Raw genomic sequence first — 18,686 nt, 5'->3', positions numbered from 1 at the left:
CAACCAGGGGCCATCCCCGCGATGCGGGGCGACAGCAATTCAAGCATTCGCCCTACCCCGGGGCTCTGCCGGTGCCAGGATTGACCAACAGCGGTTTAAACATAACCAGTTGGGAGACCAGTGCGTGCGTGGGTACAACCTTCTCGATGAACCGTGGCTGACGGCACGGCCCGTCGGCGGCGGTCCACTCGTCCAGCTGGGGATCGCCGAGGCGCTGGCTCGAGCCCACAAACTCGAGGGCCTCGTCGTGGAGCTCTCCACCCAGCTTCCGGCGGTTCTGCGCCAAGTCCTGCTGCCCATCGTCGCGGACGCCACCGGCGCCCCCGGGACCCTTCGAGACAAGGGCGAACGCCTCGCCCGTGCGGAGGGGTTCACCGCGACGGAGCGGGACGAACTGGAGAAGTACTTCGCCGAGCATCGCGCGAAGTTCGATCTGCTGGATCCCGCGGCCCCGTTCGGGCAGGTCGCGGGTCTGCGGACGGCGAAGGACGAGACGAAGGGCTCAGCCGCCCTGGTGGCGACGGCGGCCAGCGGCAACAACGTCCCGCTCTTTGCCAGCCGGACGGACGCGGACCCGCTCGACCTGACACCTGCCCAGGCCGCCCATTGGCTGGTGCACACACACTGCTGGGACACCGCGGCGATCAAGACCGGAATGGTCGGCGACCCTCAGGTGAAGGCCGGCAAGACCACGGGGAACCCGACCGGCCCGCTCGGCCAGCTGGGCGTCATCATCCCCACCGGGCGCACCCTGTACGAGACGCTCATGCTGAACCTTCCCCTCACCCCGCCCGGTACCCTCGGCGTTCCGCAGTGGACGCGTGCCCCCCACGGTGCCGGCTGGCAGGCCCGCGCGGCCGAGGGTCTGCTGGACCTGTGGACCTGGCAGGCCCGGCGGATCCGGCTCATCCCGCACGAGGACCGCGACGGGCAGCTGCGGGTGGCCCGGGTGGTGATCGGCGCGGGAGACAGGCTCACACCCACGCCCGAGACGGAGCCGCACACGACCTGGACCTTCACCGCCCCGAAGAAGTCCCCCTCCGGCAGACCCGAGCGCAGGCCCCGTCGCCACGCCCAGGGCAAAGCCGCCTGGCGCGGCCTGGACGCCCTCCTCGCACCCGCTCGGCAGGACACCGACGGCGTCTTCGAGACCAGCATCCTCCTCGACCAGGTCAGCGCCCTGCGGGAAGCCGGCCAGCTACCCGCCGACTACCCGCTCCAGGTCGAGACTTTCGGCCTCGTCTACGGCACCCAGTCCTCCGTCATCGAGGACGTCATCCACGACGCCATCCCACTGCCCCTGCTCGCCCTCCAGCAGGACAGCGAAGCCCACGAACTCCTCCTGGACGTCGCCGAACAGGCAGAACGCCTCGCGACCGCCGTCAACAACCTGAGCGCAGACCTGCGCCGTGCCGCCGGAGCCGACCCCATCCCCTGGGACAAGGGCCAGCGCCCGGGCCAACTCCTCCTGCACACCCTCGACCCCCCGGTACGCCGCCTTCTGGCAGGCGTACGCGACACCGGCACCGACGAGGACATCCTCCACCGCGGCCGACTGGCGTGGGAGCAGACAGCCGCCCGCCACGCATGGGATGCGGCGACCGCGCTCCTGCTGTCCGCACCCGCCGACACCTTCGGCGGCCGAACGATCGACCAGCCAGGAAAGACAGGGAAAACCCTGACCTTCACACTCGGCACGGCCGGCGCCAACTTCCGCCGCCAGATCAACCAGATCCTTCCCCGCCACGCCGACGCGGTGCGCACCGCCGCCGAGGCACACGACAAACCCGCCACCACCATCAACACCCTCCCCGGAGCGGACCTTGAGCACTGATCAGACACCAGCAGCGAAGCGGCGCCGCTACTGGGAACAGGCCACCGCACCCGACCACACCTGGCGCATCGATGCTCGCACCAAGCAACCGCTCCGCCCGCCCGGCGAAGACCTCGCCGCCCTGCGATCCGGCCTCGGCAGGCCTGCCATGGACAGCCCCAGAATGTGGCCGCTCTACAGCTGCGACGTCGACGACTTCCTCGCACGACGCGACGAGGTCTCCGACGAGCAGAAAGCCGAACACGCCGCCCTGGCCCTCTACGGACTCCACCAGCAAGGCCAGCAGCACCCGATGCACCGCCGCGGCGTCAAACTCGGCGAGGCGCTACGGGACCTGCGCCGAAGCGGCAAGTTCAGCGAGCAGGCCCTCGACACCCGCGTCGCGCAACTCGCGGGCGCCACCAGTGTGTCCGCGCTGCTCGTCCACCTGCGCGGACTGATCACCCAACTGCGCACCGTCGGGCAGCCGCTGGACTACAACCACCTCATGTCCGACATCCAGGCATGGCACCACGCCGACCGTCGTCCCCAGATCCGACTCAAGTGGGCGATCGGCTACCAGGCGTGGAAGGACCGCGACCCGGAGCAGGAGTAGCTCCCCCGGACGCCCGCGGCAGGCCGAAACCCGCACCCCGGCACACCCGCCCACACCCGCACCCTCCCAGGAGAAGCGCATGACCGACCGCCTCTACATCGACATCCACATCCTTCAGACCGTCCCGCCGGCCAACCTCAACAGGGACGACAACGGCAACCCCAAGGAGGCCTACTTCGGCGGCAAGCGCCGATCGCGCGTCTCCTCCCAGGCCTGGAAGCGCGCCACCCGCATCCACTTCACCGAGACCCGCGACCCGCAGGACCTCGCCACCCGCACCAAGCGCATCACCGCCCAGCTTGCCAAGCGCATCGCCGCGCGCGGCGCAGTCAACGCCGAGGACGCGCAGCGCATCGCCAGCGCCCTGATCAAGTCGACCGGGATCTCCGCCGGAAAGAAGGAAGGCGACACCGCTTACCTGCTCTTCTACGGACGCCGACAGCTCGACGGCATCGCCGACCTCGTCGCCGACACTGCCACCGACCTCGCCGCACTCGACCCCAAGGCCCTCGACGAAGCCGTCAAGCCGCTGCAGGTGCAGCAGCAACTGCAGACCGGCCACCCCGCCGACGTCGCCCTCTTCGGCCGCATGGTCGCCGACATCCCCAGCCTCAACGTCGACGCCGCCACCCAGGTCGCCCACGCCATCTCCACCCACGCCACCGAACTCGAATTCGACTACTACACCGCAGTCGATGACGAGAACACCGCAGACGAAACCGGCGCCGGCATGATCGGCACCATCGGCTTCAACTCCGCCACCCTCTACCGCTACGCCACCGTCGGCCTCCACCAACTGCACGAGAACCTCGGCGACGACAAAGCCGCCATCGACGCCGTCGACCTCTTCGTTGACTCCTTCGCCCGCTCCATGCCCACCGGCTACGGCAACTCCTTCGCCCACCGCACCCGACCCAGCCTGGTGGCCGTCGTCGTCCGCGCCGACCAGCCCGTCAACCTGGTCTCCGCCTACGAGAACCCGGTCCCGCCCAGCCACGGCATCGTCGCTGAGTCCGCGCGACGCCTTGCCACCGAGTTCGCCACCGCCACCGACCAATGGGGAGACACCCCGCTCTACGTCGGCATCTGCCACACCCTCGGCCCGGACACCGACGACACCGAGCAGAAGCTGACGCAGACCTTCGGAGCGAACCGAACCTTCGCCGAGCTGCGCGACGGCCTGCGCACCACCCTCACCGAGCAGGTGAACGGCAACTGATGCACACCACCCCAGAAGCGGCCCCCGGACAGGGAGGCAGCCAAACGACCCTCGTGCTCCGCCTCGCAGGTCCGCTCCAGTCCTGGGGTGACCGCAGCGCCTTCAACCGCCGCGACACCACACCCCACCCCACCAAGTCCGGCATCGTCGGACTTCTCGCCGCGGCCGCCGGCCGACCCCGCGAAGCCGACATCACCGACCTCATCGGTCTGCGACTGGGTGTCCGCATCGATCAGCCCGGAACACTGCTGCGCGACTACCACACCGTCAGCGACTACCGAGGAAGGCCACTGCCACAGGCAGGTGTCAACGCAAAGGGCATCCAGAAGCCGACCTCCCCCGCCAAGGACACCCATGTCACCCACCGCTACTACCTCCAGGACGCCGTCTTCATCGCCGCGGTCCAAGGCCCGACCGCCCTCGTCATCGCCCTCGCCGAGGCCATCCGCCGTCCAGCCTTCCCCCTCGCCCTCGGCCGCCGCTCCTGCACCCCCACCCAGCCGATCGCCCTCACCACCGTGACCGACGGCACTCTCGAAGACATCCTCGCCAGCCAGCCCTGGCAAGCCGGCCAAGCCGTCAAGGACGCCTACCGACGTCAGGCACAGCAAGGCCCGCAGCCGTTCTCGCCCCACCGCATCGACCTCGCCGCAACACTCGACGACCCCGCCGGCGACGACACGCTCCAGGACGTCCCCCGCTCCTTCGCCCCCCGAGAGCGAGGCTTCACCACTCGGCGCATCCGCCACACATGGCTCAACATCCCCACCGGCCTCGCGCCGACCGCCACCACGCACCCCGCCTCCGACACCGGCGGCCACGACCCGTTCGCCCTCCTGGGCTGGTGACCTCGATGACCTACCTCTCCCGCGTCCGAATCAACCCCCTGCGCGCCGCCAGCCGCACGCTGCTCGCCAACCCCCGCGCCCTCCACGGCGCCGTCCTCGCCGGCATCCCCGACACCAACCCCGACGACCGGATCCTGTGGCGCCTGGACACCGACCACCCTCGCCGACCCCAGCTGCTCGTCCTCACCCCCTCCAAGCCCGACTGGACCCACATCGTCGAACAAGCCGGATGGCCCGACGCCGAAGGCGAGCACTACGCGATCCGCGACTACACCCCGCTGCTCGCCCAGCTTGCCATCGGTCGAGAGTTCGCCTTCCGGCTCAAGGCCAGCCCCGTTCAGAACACCGACCGGCCCGACAAGGCAAGCCCGCACCGCACCAAGACCGCAGCCGAACTGCACCACCGCTCCTACCGCATGGCCCACCGAACCGCCGCCCACCAACTCGCCTGGTTCCTCGACCGCACCACCCGCTGGGGCTTCACCATCCCCGCAGCACGGACGGACACCCCGGCACCAGGCCTCGAGGATCCCACCGACGACACCCCGCCCGCCAAGGAGGTCCGCATCACCGACCGCAATCGCGCGACCTTCACCAAACCCGGCACCCGCACCCCCGTCACCCTCACCACCGCCACCTTCGAAGGGCACCTGCGCATCACCGACCCCGGCCTGCTCCAGGCTGCTCTCCTCGGAGGCATCGGACCCTCGAAGGCTTACGGCTGCGGCCTGCTCACCCTCGCCCCGCTCCCGTCAACCGGACCGCGCTGACCCATGGCCGACATCTGGTGGAAAGCCCACCCGCACGACCTGCACCGTCTCGCCGACCGTGTCTCCAGCGTCTACGTCGAGCGGAGCCACATCGACCGCGACGAAAACGCAGTCGTCGTCATCAACAAGCGTGAGACCGTGCGCGTGCCCGCGGCGATGGTCGCCGTCATGCTTCTCGGCCCAGGCACCCGCATCACCCACGGCGCCGTCAACCTTCTCGCCGACTCCGGGACCACTATCTGCTGGGTCGGCGAGCAAGGCGTACGCATGTACGCCGCAGGACTCGGCCCCAGCCGCGGCGCAGCCCTCCTCAACCGTCAGGCCTGGTTGGTGAGCCGCACCAAGGAACGACTCGCCGTCGCACGGAACATGTACCAGATGAGGTTCCCCGGCGAGGACGTCAGCACCGCCACCATGCAACAGCTGCGCGGTAGAGAAGGCGCCCGAGTACGCAAGCTCTACCAAGCTCACTCACGCCGAACCGGCGTCCCCTGGAACGGTCGTGTCTACCGGGCGGGTGACGCCCATGCGGCAGGCGACGACCTCAACCGCCTCCTGTCGGCAGCCAACGCGGCCCTCTACGGAATCTGTCACGCCGTCATCACCGGTTTGGGCGCAAGCCCTGGCCTCGGCTTCGTCCACACAGGGCTCGCCACATCATTCGTGCTCGACATCGCCGACCTCTACAAGGCCGAATACACCATCCCGCTTGCCTTCGATCTCGCCAAGACAGGCCACACCGAGGAGCGTGACGCCCGCCTCGGGCTGCGCGACCGCATCGCCGAGGACAAGCTGCTGGGCCGCATCGTCCAGGACGTCAAGACCCTACTCAGCCCGGACGGCACCGACCTGCCTGACGCCGAGATCAACGAACTCTGGGACGAGCGTCTCGGCACAGTTCAAGGCGGCGTCAACTGGTCCGGAACCGAGAACCCGCCGATGGTGCCAGTGAGCTGCCCCGGCTTTCGTGGAGTCCGCGATCGTGTGATCAAGCGACTTGCGGGTGTTGGTCCAGGCTCGCCCAGTATGCCTGTTCGTACTCGTCGGGTGGCATGTAGTCGAGGGCGGAGTGGAGTCGTTCACCGTTGTACCACGCGACCCACTGGAAGACGGCCCGCTCAACCTCGTCGAAGTCCCGCCATGGTCCCTGATGCTCGATCAGTTCGGCTTTGAACGTACCGTTCAGGGCCTCGGCCATCGCGTTGTCGTACGAGTCTGCGACGGAGCCCACGGACGCCGAGGCGCCGGCCTCGGACAATCGCTCTGTGTAGCGAATGGACACGTATTGCGACCCGCGGTCGCTGTGATGAATCAAGCCGGCGCCCTTCTTGATCTTCTGTCGCCACAGCGCCATCTCCAACGCGTCCAGCGGCAGGTCGGTCCGCATGTGGGTGGCGGCCTGCCAGCCCACGATCCGGCGGGAGTACGCGTCCAGGACGAACGCCACGTAGACCCAGCCCGACCAGGTACGGACGTAGGTCAGGTCGGCCAGCCACAGCTGGTTCGGGCGCTGGGCGGCGAAGTGGCGGTTGACCAGGTCCGGCGGACGAGGTGCCGCCGGCTCCGGGACGGTGGTGCGGCGCCGCTGCCCGCGGATCACGCCCTCGATGCCGAGCTCGCGCATCAGCCGCTCGACGGTGCACCGCGCGACCTGGTGGCCGGCGCGGACCAGGGCCCGCGTGATGCGGCGGACCCCGTAGGTGCGGCCCGAGTCCTCCCACACCGCTGTGACCAGCGGAATCAGTTCCTCGTCGCGGAGCCGGCGGGCCGATTTCGGCCGCTGCTTGCGCGCGAAGTACGTCGACGGCGACAGCTCCAGCACCCGGCATACGGGATCGACCCCAAAGCCGTCGCGCAGGTGGTCGATCACCTGCTCGGCCTCGTCCGGGGACGGTCGATCTCCTGGGCAAAAAACACGCTGGCAGCCTTGAGGATCTCGTTGGCCCGCCTCAACTCGGCGACTTCCTTGCGGAGTTCCTTCAGCTCGTCCTGCTCTGCGGTCGTGAGCCGATCGTCGCGCTCTCCGGCGTCGGCCTCGGCCTGGCGCACCCAGGACCGCAGGGCCTCCTTGTGGATACCCAGGTCACGGGCCACGTGAGCGACGGGCCGACCCGTCGAGCGGACCTCGCGCACGGCGCGCTCACGAAGTTCATCGGGGTACTTACGGGGTGCTGGCACTGCTCGTGGTTCTCCTTACGTCTGGATCGTAACAAACCCAGACATCAAGGACTCCAGGAAAGCCAGAGCAGCTCACCAGTCTCGGACCCGGGCATGGGCGACGAACACCTGGCCATCGTCGGACCGGAGTTCTCCCAGGACGTGGGCAGCTCATGACCGTCATCATCCTCATCGCAGCCCCAGAAGGCCTTCGCGGACACCTCACCCGTTGGATGGTCGAGGTCAACGCTGGAGTCTTCGTCGGCACTCCCAGCCGGCGTATCCGCGACCGCCTATGGGACCTCCTGGCCACGCGCATCGGCGACGGCCAGGCAGTCCTCGTGGAACCGGCAGGCAACGAACAAGGCTGGACAGTCCGGACCGCTGGTAAGGACCGCTGGAAGCCCGTTGACTTCGATGGACTGATTCTCTCAGCGCGCTCCCGTAGATAAACATGCAGGTCACGAAGTGTCGGCCCCGCACGCGCGGGGATCTCTCCGACGCGGACGGGGTCTCAGGCACTGGCGTACTGTCGGCCCCGCACGCGCGGGGATCTCTCGATGATCGAGACCCGGCCCGGCCAGGTCGCCCGGTCGGCCCCGCACGCGCGGGGATCTCTCCGTCGAGCGTGCCCGCTTTGGTCCGCTTTGCGCGTCGGCCCCGCACGCGCGGGGATCTCTCCGCCCGCACTGCTGAGCGCCTGCGCCAACTCATGTCGGCCCCGCACGCGCGGGGATCTCTCCGGCCAGCCCGAAGTGCAGGTCCGCTTCCGCTCGTCGGCCCCGCACGCGCGGGGATCTCTCGACTGACGGCACCCTCCAGGCCGCTGGCATGGCGTCGGCCCCGCACGCGCGGGGATCTCTCCAGGAACTGCTGTCGAGGCTCCAGCCGCGGAACGTCGGCCCCGCACGCGCGGGGATCTCTCCGCACGGCCGTTCTTCAGCTTCCGGGCCGGATTGTCGGCCCCGCACGCGCGGGGATCTCTCCGGCCCGGCCGTGTCGACGCCGGCGGCCGGCGCGTCGGCCCCGCACGCGCGGGGATCTCTCCGGCTTCTTCCACCTGCACATCTACGTCACCTCGTCGGCCCCGCACGCGCGGGGATCTCTCCCCGCTGCGGCTGCAGGTGACGGAGACGACGTGGTCGGCCCCGCACGCGCGGGGATCTCTCCACCCCCACCCCGACTGCCACGAAGAAGGCCGCGTCGGCCCCGCACGCGCGGGGATCTCTCCTTGAGCGAGTCGGCGGTGACCACGCCGACGACGTCGGCCCCGCACGCGCGGGGATCTCTCCGCGCCGACGTCATCAACGCGCGCATCTCGGCTGTCGGCCCCGCACGCGCGGGGATCTCTCCACGATGTCGCCTGCCTGGAGACCGGCGGCGCCGTCGGCCCCGCACGCGCGGGGATCTCTCCCGGTCCGGCCGCGGCCTGCTCGGCGACCTGTGGTCGGCCCCGCACGCGCGGGGATCTCTCCGTACGCCACGCCGATCCCGCCGACCACGGCCAGTCGGCCCCGCACGCGCGGGGATCTCTCCGCGGGCAAGCTGGTCTACCTCGCGCTGGGCTTGTCGGCCCCGCACGCGCGGGGATCTCTCCGCGGACGACAGGCTGCTGCCGATGCTGGAGACGTCGGCCCCGCACGCGCGGGGATCTCTCCGCCCTGACCGCCATTGAGGACGAAGTCGGCATGTCGGCCCCGCACGCGCGGGGATCTCTCCGCCTCCGGGTCGGTGCTGGTCGCCTGGACGGTGTCGGCCCCGCACGCGCGGGGGTCTCTCCACCCGCGACCGCGAAGCCAACGAGCACCGCAAGTCGGCCCCGCACGCGCGGGGATCTCTCCCCGGTCTATTCGGGGGGGGCGAGTGACCGAGAGCCGGCCCCTACCCGAGGGGTCGCTCGCGATCCCCTGCGTCAGCTGGCGGCTGCATGCACCGAGCATGAGGACGTCTCCGTGGGTGGCGTGACAGGCTTGATGAACCTCTGAGGGAGCCCTGCGCGCTGGAGTGACCTGGTCCGGCCGCTGGCTCGGACGCGTCGAGCCATCCACAGGGATGATTGGTCGGTCTGCGTCAGCGGTTGCGAGTCGCTCGAGAGGCTTGAGCCTTCCGCTCGCGGTAAGCAGCTGTGTGGTTGCTTGTAGCGGAGGGCTTCTTCGGCGAGGTCGATTCGTGAGCGCTGGGGGAGGTGGCGCGGGCGGCGGCAGGGATGACGGCCGGCGGGGCGGGATGCTCACCGGCTGGCCGGTGGAGCGCTGCGCAGGCGGCGCGCAGGAGCCGCTCTCCGAGGCCGGGGGTCGGGCCGTCGGCCCAGCTGCGGTCGCGGTTGAGGTGGGCCAGGTGAGTGCGGGGGTCCGCGCCGTGGTCTTCCAGGCGGGCCATTCTCGCGGCGATCAGCGGCCACTGGCGTGTCGTCACCAGTAGGGAGATCGTCCGCTCCATTCCCGGGACGGCTTCGTGCGCCCAGCGGACGTACCGTGAGTTCTGGGCCTTGGACACGCCGAGTTGGGCGAGTGCCCGCTCGCGGTTGCCGAGGTCCAGGTCCAGCGGCACGTCGAGGCCCACGGTCAGCGGACCGTAGGAGCGCAGAGCGTCGCGACTGACGGTACGGGGGAGAGCCGAGCCGTAGGCCGGTACCCGTGCGACGGCTTGGTCCACCACCGCGCCTGCCCTGTGCGCTGCAGCAAGGAGCCTGTGCACGTCCACGCCGCGTTCGTGCAGCAGCTGCATGGTCGAGGCGATCTCCGGCCACGTCTGCGAGGCGAGGATCGCGTCCCGCACGGCGTCGTCCGGGAAAGCGTCCCGCAGGAGACTGGCCCACGGGCCCTCGGGGGACGTGCCGCGACGAAGCGCAGCCTTGGCCAGGACCTCGTCGCGTACGCCTGCGGCAACCTGACCGACCTCGGGGAGGAAGGTCTCGAGATCCACGCCGGCACCGCGCAGGGCGACCAGCTGCTGCGCCGTCCTGGGCCACTCCGCGCCCCGCACCAGCGCCGTCACAATGTCGGGAGGCAGATGCGCCCGGAGGTCTCCTGCCGCCTCGGCCACGGCCTGCGCCGCTGGACTCGACGGAGTCGAGCGGTGGGCCCGCGCCTCCGCCGCCAGACGTACGGCGTCCGCGACGGACAGGAGGAGACGAACCGCCATGGCGGCGGTCTCGACGGCGTCACCGACCGCTTCCGCGAACGGATCCGTGTGATCAGATGTGGTCGTCACAGCGCTCACCTCTCACCTTGTTGTCACCGGCGACGCTTCGGTCCGTCCGGACCGTGGTCGGGATTGCGACGGGCCGCCGACGTACGGGACGGCCGAGGTGCGGGAGGAACCGATGTGCCGCTGATCCCGGCCGGTGCGGACCCGGCGGTCGACACTGGGGCAACCTGCCGGAGCCAGCCGTCCAGCCGCCACGACAACACCTCCGCGACCGAATCCGCCGAACCCAGCTCACGACAGGAAGCCACCGCAGCCAGAACCCCGGCCGGATCGTGCCCCGCCGACGCGACCGCAGCCAGCCGCCGCGACAACGCCGGCCACGCCGCATCCCCCAGAACCGACTCCGCAACGGCAGGGACCGCCTCCCGCACCACCGCCGCCAGCCCAGCGGCGCCGCCCGCTGCGCCCTGCCCGACCGCCGGCATGGGCCCGGCCCCGCGACCGACCCCCACCGCGCGGCCGGCCACCAGCCCCACACCGACCTCCCCCGCCTCCCGCAACACACGCCCCGCCCGCACAGCCGACTCCGCCTGCGCAGAAAACCCCCGCCCAACATGCCAGCGCTCCGCCGCCGCAACCGCATCCACCAACGCCACCAACAACCCCAGCACCGCCGCCACATCACTACGACCAGCCGCAGGAACAGCCGACAACGCCAACGCTGCCTCCCTGAACAGCGGCCGCGCTGCGCCGTCGAAACCACGCTCACCGGGCGCGCGGGAAGCCCGCTCGAACTCCGCCACCGACCGCTGCACATACGCGGTCAACGCCACCGGAACAGCCGTCGCCGAAGCCGCAACCAGATCACCCAGCGCCACCACATCGCCCGCCCCCTCCAACGGCCCAGCCGACGACAGATGCTGCGCGCCGAGCCGCACCTGCTGCTCGATCACCCCCCAATCAGGCACCGCCGCCAGGTCGCCGACAGGCGCCACACACCCCGACGGGGCCCACCTCTCGCGCACCCGCGGAAGCGACAGGTCGAAGGCAAGCTTGGACCCCGGGAACCACACCGGCCGGGACACACCGTCACGGTCGCCCGGCAGCGCCACCGAATACCCCGTCACAGCCCCGCCCTCCTCAACCCGCTTCCGCACCCGAAGCCCCGAGTCCAGCAGCCGACCGAAGAACTCCTCCTCATCCCGAGCACCCGCCGCAGCGGACCGCACCGCCAGACTCAACGAGTCGCGGGCAGCCGCCGCGAGCCCCCTGCGCTCGGACTTCGCACTCTCCCCAGTGGTCGGCCACTTACGGGCAGTCCGATCACCCGACACCAGCCGACGAAGCCCCCAACGCCGCTCGAAATCACGCGCCAGACGCTGCATCCGCACCATGTCCTGACGCACATTCGGCCAGTGACCGTCCTGCCGCGCCTTCGTCGCCACAATGTGAATGTGGTCAACCGCATGTCGAACCGCCACCCACCGGCAACCCCGCCAGTCACCAGCCGGTGCGATACCAGCAGCATCCATCATCGCCGCCGCGACCTCCGCCCACTGCCCATCCGACAGCACCGGATCCTCCGGCGCATTCCGAACAGCCACGTGATACACCGGCGACGCCGGCAACGCCCCAGGCAGCGCCGATACCGGCGCATCAAGCAACAACGCGAGATCCCACAGATTCGTCTCCGAACAACGCCCCGGATCCGCTACGCCCCGCTCCCACGACGCCACCAGATGCGCATCCACATGCTCATCCCGATTCCCCGGACCGTACAAGTACGCCAACAACCCGCCCGTATCACTCCCATCCCGAGCCTTCTTCGGAATCACGACCGCTCGACCCGCTCCCGCATCACCTGAACCGTCGCCGCATCCAACCTCCCCACCACCCGCAACACCACACTCTCCACCGCAGCCGGCACCAGCACAGCCGACGACCCCACCCGCTGCAAAGCGCCCCCCGAAACCAGCTCCTCACGAAGCCGCGACACCTCCACCCGAGCACCAATCAGCTCACGCAACACAACCTGCGCATCAGCCGACACAGGCACCAACTGCTCCCGCGCAACCGCCACCGCCGCCCGCGCCGCCCACGCACCAGTCGCCATGCCCGCACGCTGCGCCGCCATACTGACGACCGTCAACTCGAACTCGTTGAACGACAGATTCACCCGGTTCGATCGGACATCGTGCGGCTTGCGCTCGCGGCGGCTGAATTGCCCGCCGGCCACCCGAACCTCCCTCGATCCTTGCCGCCCTCGCGGCCCCGTCGACGGACCGTCATGGCGAAAGCCTGCAAGGGGGAGAGGGGGTGTGTCCAATTCTGATCGAGAAGACCGCTGACACGAGTGAATATGCGCTCTGCGGCAACTGGTTTGTGTCAGGAATGCCATACCGTAGGCGCCATGAACTCGAGCGACGACGCCTTCCTCCGCAAGGTCCGCGAGATCCAGGAAGCCCGCGACAAAGCCATCCGGCCCCTCGCCGCAGTCCTCGTCGAACGAGAGCGCCTGCGCACGCTCCTTGCCGAGACCGACGGCCCGTACGGCGCGGCCTACGCCGACGCCGAGGCGGCAGGCTGGCGGACGGAAGAACTCGCTGCACTCGGCGCGGAGCAGCCGCTGCGCCGGCCGAAGGTCCGCCTTCGGCGAGCTGGATCGAACAGGGCGAGGATCCCGGCGCCCGTCAACGCCGACGAAGCCGCGCAGGATGCCGAGGCTGCCGCCGGTCGCTGACCTGCTGTAGGCGCTTGTTGCAGCAGCAGCGAGTTAGTGGCTTTCGTCACGTTCTGCGCCAGAGCGCTGCTTCTTGGGTGATCGTCTCCGGCGATCCCCGTGGTGGCTCCGGCAGAGACCTGGACTCGATGGTCTGCTCCTCGCTCTCCGCGTTGGGCCGTCGTACCACGCGTGGATCAGCACACCGAGGTTTTCGTCCCGTCGCTCGAGGTGTTGCTGCGCTGGAAGAGGTCGGGCGTTCCAGGTCTCTGGAGCGCACCACCTACAACGTCGTCGACCCGATTCGCCGTGAAGCCTTCATGGTGTTCCCGAATTGCCGGCCTGCGCTGACCTGGCTCCCGGGCAGGCCGGTCAGTGGACGTTCGGCAGCACCAACCCCTATTTGAAGGCGTTCGGGTACCAGCGCCAACTCCTCATCCAGTAGCTCCTTTCAGGCGGACAGCATCGCGCTCACCCGTGGGGACGTCGCTGTGCTCCGCCTTGCTGAAGTGGTGAGAGAGTCTGCGGTCCGGTGATCGGAACGGTACCGTCCCTCCACAGCGTCGTTTTCGCAGCGGATATCTCAAGTTGGGACTGACGCCCCCTCCAGTCGTGGGCTCCCGCAGCCGCAGCCGCAGCCGCAGCCGCAGCCGCAGCCGGGCCCGCGCCCGAACGCCAGGTCGCCGCGTTCGAGGACTCCGCCGGCGTTGACCCGGCCGACCAGGTGACGCTGGGGACGCCTTCTGCCGGCGGCGGTCGCGCCCGCAACCTTCCACGCCGCTCGCTGGTGCGCGGGCCCGGACACCGGCTCTCAACGATCCCTCGGCCTGCCCGCTCGTCGCGTTCGGACCGCTGGGCTCCTCGCCGTCCTGGTCGTCGTTCACCCCGCTCGGGTCGCGCAACTGGCGCAGGTCGGCCTCGGGCCGGCAGCAACCCCGCCGTCTCGTGCAGCCGCTTCTCCGCCCCCTCCCGTGCCGCCGATGCCTGCCGGGCCAGTGCCGAGACGCCCGGCAGCGCCACCGGGTGGCGGCATAGCCGCGCCGCCGAGTGGTCGTGCAGTGCCACCGTCCCCTCGGCGTGCGTCACTTCCGCCGGTGCGGGAATGTCCGCAGCCGACGACCGGCCAGCAGATCGTCGTGATCCCGATACTCATACCGGCCGCGGACCTCCCAGGAGTACTCGTACGCCGTCGGCTTGCGCTCGGTGTACCGTTTCACGCACGCGGCGTCCGTGGTGCCCAGTTGCTCGGCCAGGTGGTGCAGCCGTCCCACGGCACCTCTGCCAGGAACTGGCCGGTGTACCGCACCGTGAAGAAACCGTGAAGATCTGCAGCACGATGCCCCGCCGATGGCTGTCGATATGCCGCAGCACGATCACGTCCCGGCGGCGTCGTTGAGGAAGAAGAATCGCTCCAGCTACGGCCGGGTGGGGACCTCCTCGAAGGAGCCGTACGACGCAGCCTGATCGGCATTCAGGAACTCGACAGCACGGGGCGGGCGCTTGCCGGGAGCGTATCGTCCCGCGTCATCGACCGAACGTCCGGGCGGAGAATTGTTCCTGTGAAAGCGGACCCCATGCATGATCAATCTCAGCGTCAACGGCTGCCTCGCCACTGCTCGCCCCCGAGACCGTGAGCGAACTTCATGACCCGGTCCCTCGGGCCGGTGATCGTACGAACGCCTCCCGGTCGCCCGACCCCAGCCCCTCGGCGGTTCGGCCGAATGACTACTGTGCTGCACAGTGATCGAATGAGAAGCGTTCGGCTGGGGCGCGACCGAGTCCATGTTATTAATGGTGCATTGTTTAATAATTGAGCCGAGCTGCTTGTGGAGAGGAAGCTTCAGTGCGACAGACCCGCAGGGTCGAGACCGTGCCGCGCCGCGCGAACCAGGTGGCCACGCTACGCGCGCTGCGGGCCGCTGCGCCGGCCAGGCTGACTCAGCTGCACCGGGACACGGGCTTGTCACGGCCAACCGTGGAGGCGGCGGTGGGCGAACTCCTGGACGCGGGGTGGGCTGTTCAAATCGACCCCGACCCCGAGGTCGCGTCGCCCGGGCGCCCGGCGCGCCGGTACGTTTTCAACGCCCGTGCCGGCTACGCCCTCGGTGTCGACCTCGCCCCGCACCGGGTCCTCGCTCGGCTGACGGACCTGGACGGCGTGACCGTCGGAGAGTTCCAGGCTGCTGTCGACCCATCTGACGACCGGGCCACGGTCCTGTCGGCACTGCGCTACGCGGCACGCCGGTGTCTGGCGCAGGCAGGTGTTCCCGACACGGCTCTGTGCGCGGTGGGAGTCGCTTCTCCGGGGGTCGTCGGGCGGGACGGTACCGTCCTGTTCAGCGTGCTGCCCGGCTGGGCAGGCCAGAACCTGGCGGAGGAGCTCAGCGGCGACTTCCCCTGTCCGGTGCTGGTGGAAAACGACAGCAATCTCGCTGCGGTCGCCGAACACTGGCGCGGATCCATCAAGGGCAGCGACGACGCACTCGCCGTGCTGTCCGGCCTCCGTACCGGTGCCGGCCTGATTCTCGGCGGGCGGCTGCACCGCGGTAATGCGGGTGCCGCCGGCGAGACCGGTGCCCTGCCGCAGCTGGGCTGGGCCCGGGCCCAGGATCGCATCCTGGCTTTTCCTGGCCTTCCGGCGGACGTGCCGCAGGCGGACCGCGCGGAGAGAGTCTTCGCCATGGCCCGGGCCGGAGACGAGGCAGCGTTGAGCGCGATCGACGCCTACACTGCCGACTTGGCAGAGGGGATCGCGGCGATAGTCCTTACCGTCGACCCCGAGGTGGTGGTTCTCTGTGGCGGCTTCTGGAGCTCCGCGGACCTGCTCCTGGAACCTCTGCGGGCACATCTGGAGCCCTTGTGCCTGGTGGTGCCTCGCTTGGTGGTGTCCTCGCTCGGCGACACCTCGGCAACCCTCGGGGCGGTGCGCATCGCCCTCGGAAGGTTGGAGCAGGTCCTGTACGACGCCGACCTGCCCTTGCCGGTTCCGCCGGTCCGCAGGTAGACGCCGCCCACCAAGTGCCCTCAGGGGTCCACGCCGGTGGCCGCCTCCACCAGTTCACTCCACGCCTCCACCAGCAGGGCGAAGTTCACGATGTCCGTACGCACTTCGTCGATCAGTTGCGGAGCGAGTGCGGTGATGTGTCCGGCCAGGTCCGCGTACTGTCCGCCGAGCCGGCGGTAGCTGCCAATGATCTGTGCCAGACGCTTCTCGTCCGTCCGTGGGCTGAGCCGCAGGCTTTCCCGGACGATCGCGGCGACCGCATCGGCCCGGATGCGAGACCGTTCGTCCAGCACGGTGGAGCGTGACTGCGCGAACCGCGCATGGGCGTGGCTCAGGTACGGAGTCGAGAGCAGGAGCTTGACAAAGCGCGTCTGGTACGCCAGGAACCCCTTCCGGGTGCGGCGTTCGGGCGTGTAGTAGTTGACGATGTGGCGATTGTGCACCACGCCTGGCAGCCTCGTGTCGTGGGCCAGGTGGATGAGGAAGTAGTCGCTGCCGATGGTCTCTTCTGCCGGCGGCAGCGGCACGCGCTCGTACAACTCGCGACTCAGGGCGACGTTGCACATCTCCGCGCTGTAGATGTCGACGGTGCCGAGTGTCGACCGGTCCGAGGTGAAGGGCGCCGAGCCGCCGCCCACGAAACACTTGTCTGCCAGCCACCGGTTCACGATCCGGCCCCAGCCGGGCCGCTCGCCCGTGTCCACGCTGTTCGCCAGGAGGCCGATGAGATCCTGGTACACCTCCGGATCCAGCCTGCGGATCTCCGAGACGTCGACGGACAGCTCGCCGATGAAAGAACCCGCGACCAGCGACACGGGTTGATCCGCTTGGACCGGATCGAGAGTCGACACGGTGACGCCGCTCACCGCGTCGGCTGCTCGCAGGCCCAGCGAGGCCAGCTCCTGACCGATGGGATAGATCGTTTCACCGCCGACCGACTGGTAATGGCTGTCGGAGTCCCGGCGGTGGACGGAGGAACAGCCGAGTGCACTCGCAACGAGGAACACACGATTGGTGCAAGCACCGTACGAGACGCCTTCGGGGAGCATGAGGTCGAACAGCCGCTCGGGATCCGGGGCTGCGGACCGCTCGATGACCGTGCGCAGGAATTCGCCCTGCCGGCCTTCGTCGATGTGGTGGACGACCACGCCCGGGGAGACGCGCAGGAGCTTCACCGCCGCGGCATGCTCCGAGAAGTCCGCGGTCGAGCAGGAATCGAGGACCACGACGTGGACTTCGACGGCGAACCGGGCGGCGGCCCAGACGGCCTCGCCGTGAACCGCGGCGATGGTGGCCGCGCAGGGGCGGTTGGTGGGCAACGCGAGGCAGATCCTCTTCACCGCGTCTCCTCGGTGGGCGTCGGGGAGGGCGCCTCGGTCCACGAGTCCAGGCCCAGCAGCTTCCTTCCCAGCGTCGTCAAGGACGCGGTGCCGTAGCGGGTTGCCTCGGGCCGGTCGCTGTCGCCGACCATCGTCCTGTTCGACCTCGGTGTGCGGAGGGTGCGCCACGATTCGATCCGGGCTCGCCTCAGGTCCTTGTGGGTCTCCAGGGCCGGCATCATCGACAGGTACTGCACCGCACGCACCCCGTTCGTGGACAGGTTCGGTGCGACACCGTGGGCGAGGTGGCCGTTCCAGATCAGGAGGTCGCCGGGGTCCAGGGCCGGGTTGACCACAGGGAACAGCGCGCGGTCGGTGTTCGGCCTGATCGGATCGCGATCTGCCGGCTGTTCGTCCCGCCACCGTTCGAAGTGGCGGAAGAGCTCCGGTGAGCACTGGAATCCGCCGAGGTCGGGATGGCTGCTGTTCAACGCGATGATGCCCTGGACCCGCTGCGGCAGCTCGTCGAGAGTCGTGTCGACGTCCCAGTGCAGTTCGATGTCGAAGCCGGTGTCGTGCTGTTCGATGAGCGAGCGGCTGCGGTTGCCGCGGTTCGGGGGGTTGAGATTGAGGCGGTCCAGCGTTACCCACAGCTCCTGGCAGTCCCACACGTCCACGAAGGCGTCGTACACACGCCGGCTTTGACGGCTCTCCCAGATGAGCTGGTGGTGGTACGCCTCGACGAAGCCGTAGACGTAGAGGTTCCGATGGAGCTTGGTGCGATGTTTCCGCGCGGGGTACCAGGTCTCCGGACGCCGAGGGTCCATGCCTTGGAAGTTCCAGGCGAAGTCGAGGAGCTCCGCGGCCAAGGCGGCGGGGATGGCCTCCTTGACGACGACGTACCCGTAGGTCTGCCAGAAGCCGAAGTCTTCCTCCGACAGCACCCTTAACGGCAGCGTCTTCTCCAAGTCCCGCAGGGAGACGGGAGCCAGGTACTCCTCGGCATTCGAACTGCGATAGTTGCGTGCGGAAGCGGCACGGTATCCGCGCACTACTGGAGGCATTCGACTA

At 69.3% G+C, this 18,686-nt stretch carries 15 protein-coding genes, 1 pseudogene and 1 CRISPR repeat array; of the genes and pseudogenes, 9 read left to right on the top strand and 7 right to left on the bottom strand.

From position 1 onward, the window contains the following. Positions 1-124: 124 nt before the first annotated feature. The 6 genes and pseudogenes from casA to cas1e all read left to right on the top strand — a co-directional run. Positions 125-1,834 (top strand): type I-E CRISPR-associated protein Cse1/CasA, encoded by a 1,710-nt coding sequence (gene casA / locus ABEB06_RS06060; RefSeq protein ID WP_345695743.1) that lies wholly within the window; start codon positions 125-127, stop codon positions 1,832-1,834. Then, complete coding sequence (gene casB, locus ABEB06_RS06055; RefSeq protein ID WP_345695742.1) at positions 1,824-2,429, top strand: type I-E CRISPR-associated protein Cse2/CasB; 606 nt, start codon at positions 1,824-1,826, stop codon at positions 2,427-2,429. The genes casA and casB overlap by 11 nt, the downstream gene beginning before the upstream one ends. 79 nt (positions 2,430-2,508) lie before the next feature. After that, on the top strand, positions 2,509-3,648 hold the full coding sequence (gene cas7e / locus ABEB06_RS06050; protein ID WP_345695741.1) for a type I-E CRISPR-associated protein Cas7/Cse4/CasC: 1,140 nt from the start codon (positions 2,509-2,511) through the stop codon (positions 3,646-3,648). Next, positions 3,648-4,496 (top strand): type I-E CRISPR-associated protein Cas5/CasD, encoded by an 849-nt coding sequence (cas5e, locus tag ABEB06_RS06045; protein ID WP_345695740.1) that lies wholly within the window; start codon positions 3,648-3,650, stop codon positions 4,494-4,496. Before cas7e ends, cas5e begins: the two co-directional genes overlap by 1 nt. A gap of 5 nt (positions 4,497-4,501) precedes the next feature. Beyond that, on the top strand, positions 4,502-5,266 hold the full coding sequence (cas6e, locus tag ABEB06_RS06040; protein ID WP_345701750.1) for a type I-E CRISPR-associated protein Cas6/Cse3/CasE: 765 nt from the start codon (positions 4,502-4,504) through the stop codon (positions 5,264-5,266). Positions 5,267-5,269: 3 nt separating this feature from the next. Continuing rightward, a pseudogene (cas1e, locus tag ABEB06_RS06035) lies at positions 5,270-6,187 on the top strand (type I-E CRISPR-associated endonuclease Cas1e); the annotation flags it as partial. Positions 6,188-6,254: 67 nt separating this feature from the next. On the opposite strand, the gene ABEB06_RS06030 reads toward cas1e, so the two are convergent. Continuing rightward, a protein-coding gene (locus ABEB06_RS06030; RefSeq protein ID WP_345694688.1) for an IS3 family transposase occupies positions 6,255-7,444 on the bottom strand; the annotation gives its coding sequence in 2 pieces (ribosomal slippage) (positions 6,255-7,180 and positions 7,180-7,444; 1,191 coding nt in all). A gap of 152 nt (positions 7,445-7,596) precedes the next feature. On the opposite strand from ABEB06_RS06030, the gene cas2e reads away from it, so the two are divergent. Then, positions 7,597-7,875, top strand: coding sequence for a type I-E CRISPR-associated endoribonuclease Cas2e (cas2e, locus tag ABEB06_RS06025; protein ID WP_345695739.1), 279 nt, complete (start codon positions 7,597-7,599; stop codon positions 7,873-7,875). A gap of 18 nt (positions 7,876-7,893) precedes the next feature. Next, a CRISPR array of direct repeats spans positions 7,894-9,264; the repeat unit is 29 nt; unit sequence GTCGGCCCCGCACGCGCGGGGATCTCTCC. A gap of 229 nt (positions 9,265-9,493) precedes the next feature. Here the strand turns inward: cas2e and ABEB06_RS06020 are convergent. The 3 genes from ABEB06_RS06020 to ABEB06_RS06010 all read right to left on the bottom strand — a co-directional run bounded on the left by ABEB06_RS06020 (position 9,494) and on the right by ABEB06_RS06010 (position 12,809). Then, complete coding sequence (locus ABEB06_RS06020; protein WP_345695738.1) at positions 9,494-10,636, bottom strand: hypothetical protein; 1,143 nt, start codon at positions 10,634-10,636, stop codon at positions 9,494-9,496. 23 nt (positions 10,637-10,659) lie between these two features. Continuing rightward, the gene (locus tag ABEB06_RS06015) at positions 10,660-12,324 is read right to left on the bottom strand and encodes a mobilization protein (RefSeq protein ID WP_345695737.1); all 1,665 of its coding nucleotides are present in this window, start codon (positions 12,322-12,324) and stop codon (positions 10,660-10,662) included. A gap of 80 nt (positions 12,325-12,404) precedes the next feature. Continuing rightward, the gene (locus tag ABEB06_RS06010) at positions 12,405-12,809 is read right to left on the bottom strand and encodes a hypothetical protein (RefSeq protein WP_345695736.1); all 405 of its coding nucleotides are present in this window, start codon (positions 12,807-12,809) and stop codon (positions 12,405-12,407) included. Positions 12,810-12,983: 174 nt separating this feature from the next. On the opposite strand from ABEB06_RS06010, the gene ABEB06_RS06005 reads away from it, so the two are divergent. After that, complete coding sequence (locus tag ABEB06_RS06005; protein WP_345695735.1) at positions 12,984-13,313, top strand: hypothetical protein; 330 nt, start codon at positions 12,984-12,986, stop codon at positions 13,311-13,313. Positions 13,314-14,374: 1,061 nt separating this feature from the next. Here the strand turns inward: ABEB06_RS06005 and ABEB06_RS06000 are convergent. Further along, positions 14,375-14,563 (bottom strand): DUF4158 domain-containing protein, encoded by a 189-nt coding sequence (locus ABEB06_RS06000; RefSeq protein ID WP_345695734.1) that lies wholly within the window; start codon positions 14,561-14,563, stop codon positions 14,375-14,377. A gap of 572 nt (positions 14,564-15,135) precedes the next feature. On the opposite strand from ABEB06_RS06000, the gene ABEB06_RS05995 reads away from it, so the two are divergent. Continuing rightward, the gene (locus ABEB06_RS05995) at positions 15,136-16,296 is read left to right on the top strand and encodes an ROK family protein (protein ID WP_345695733.1); all 1,161 of its coding nucleotides are present in this window, start codon (positions 15,136-15,138) and stop codon (positions 16,294-16,296) included. Between the two features lie 20 nt (positions 16,297-16,316). Here ABEB06_RS05995 and ABEB06_RS05990 read toward each other — a convergent pair whose 3' ends face one another. Further along, on the bottom strand, positions 16,317-17,636 hold the full coding sequence (locus ABEB06_RS05990) for a DUF6271 family protein (RefSeq protein WP_345695732.1): 1,320 nt from the start codon (positions 17,634-17,636) through the stop codon (positions 16,317-16,319). Next, positions 17,633-18,679 (bottom strand): phytanoyl-CoA dioxygenase family protein, encoded by a 1,047-nt coding sequence (locus tag ABEB06_RS05985; RefSeq protein ID WP_345695731.1) that lies wholly within the window; start codon positions 18,677-18,679, stop codon positions 17,633-17,635. Before ABEB06_RS05985 ends, ABEB06_RS05990 begins: the two co-directional genes overlap by 4 nt. Positions 18,680-18,686 lie beyond the last annotated feature (7 nt).

The sequence above is a fragment of the Kitasatospora terrestris genome, assembly GCF_039542905.1.
GTDB lineage: Bacteria > Actinomycetota > Actinomycetes > Streptomycetales > Streptomycetaceae > Kitasatospora > Kitasatospora terrestris.
This window is presented reverse-complemented; position numbering and strand designations above follow the sequence as displayed.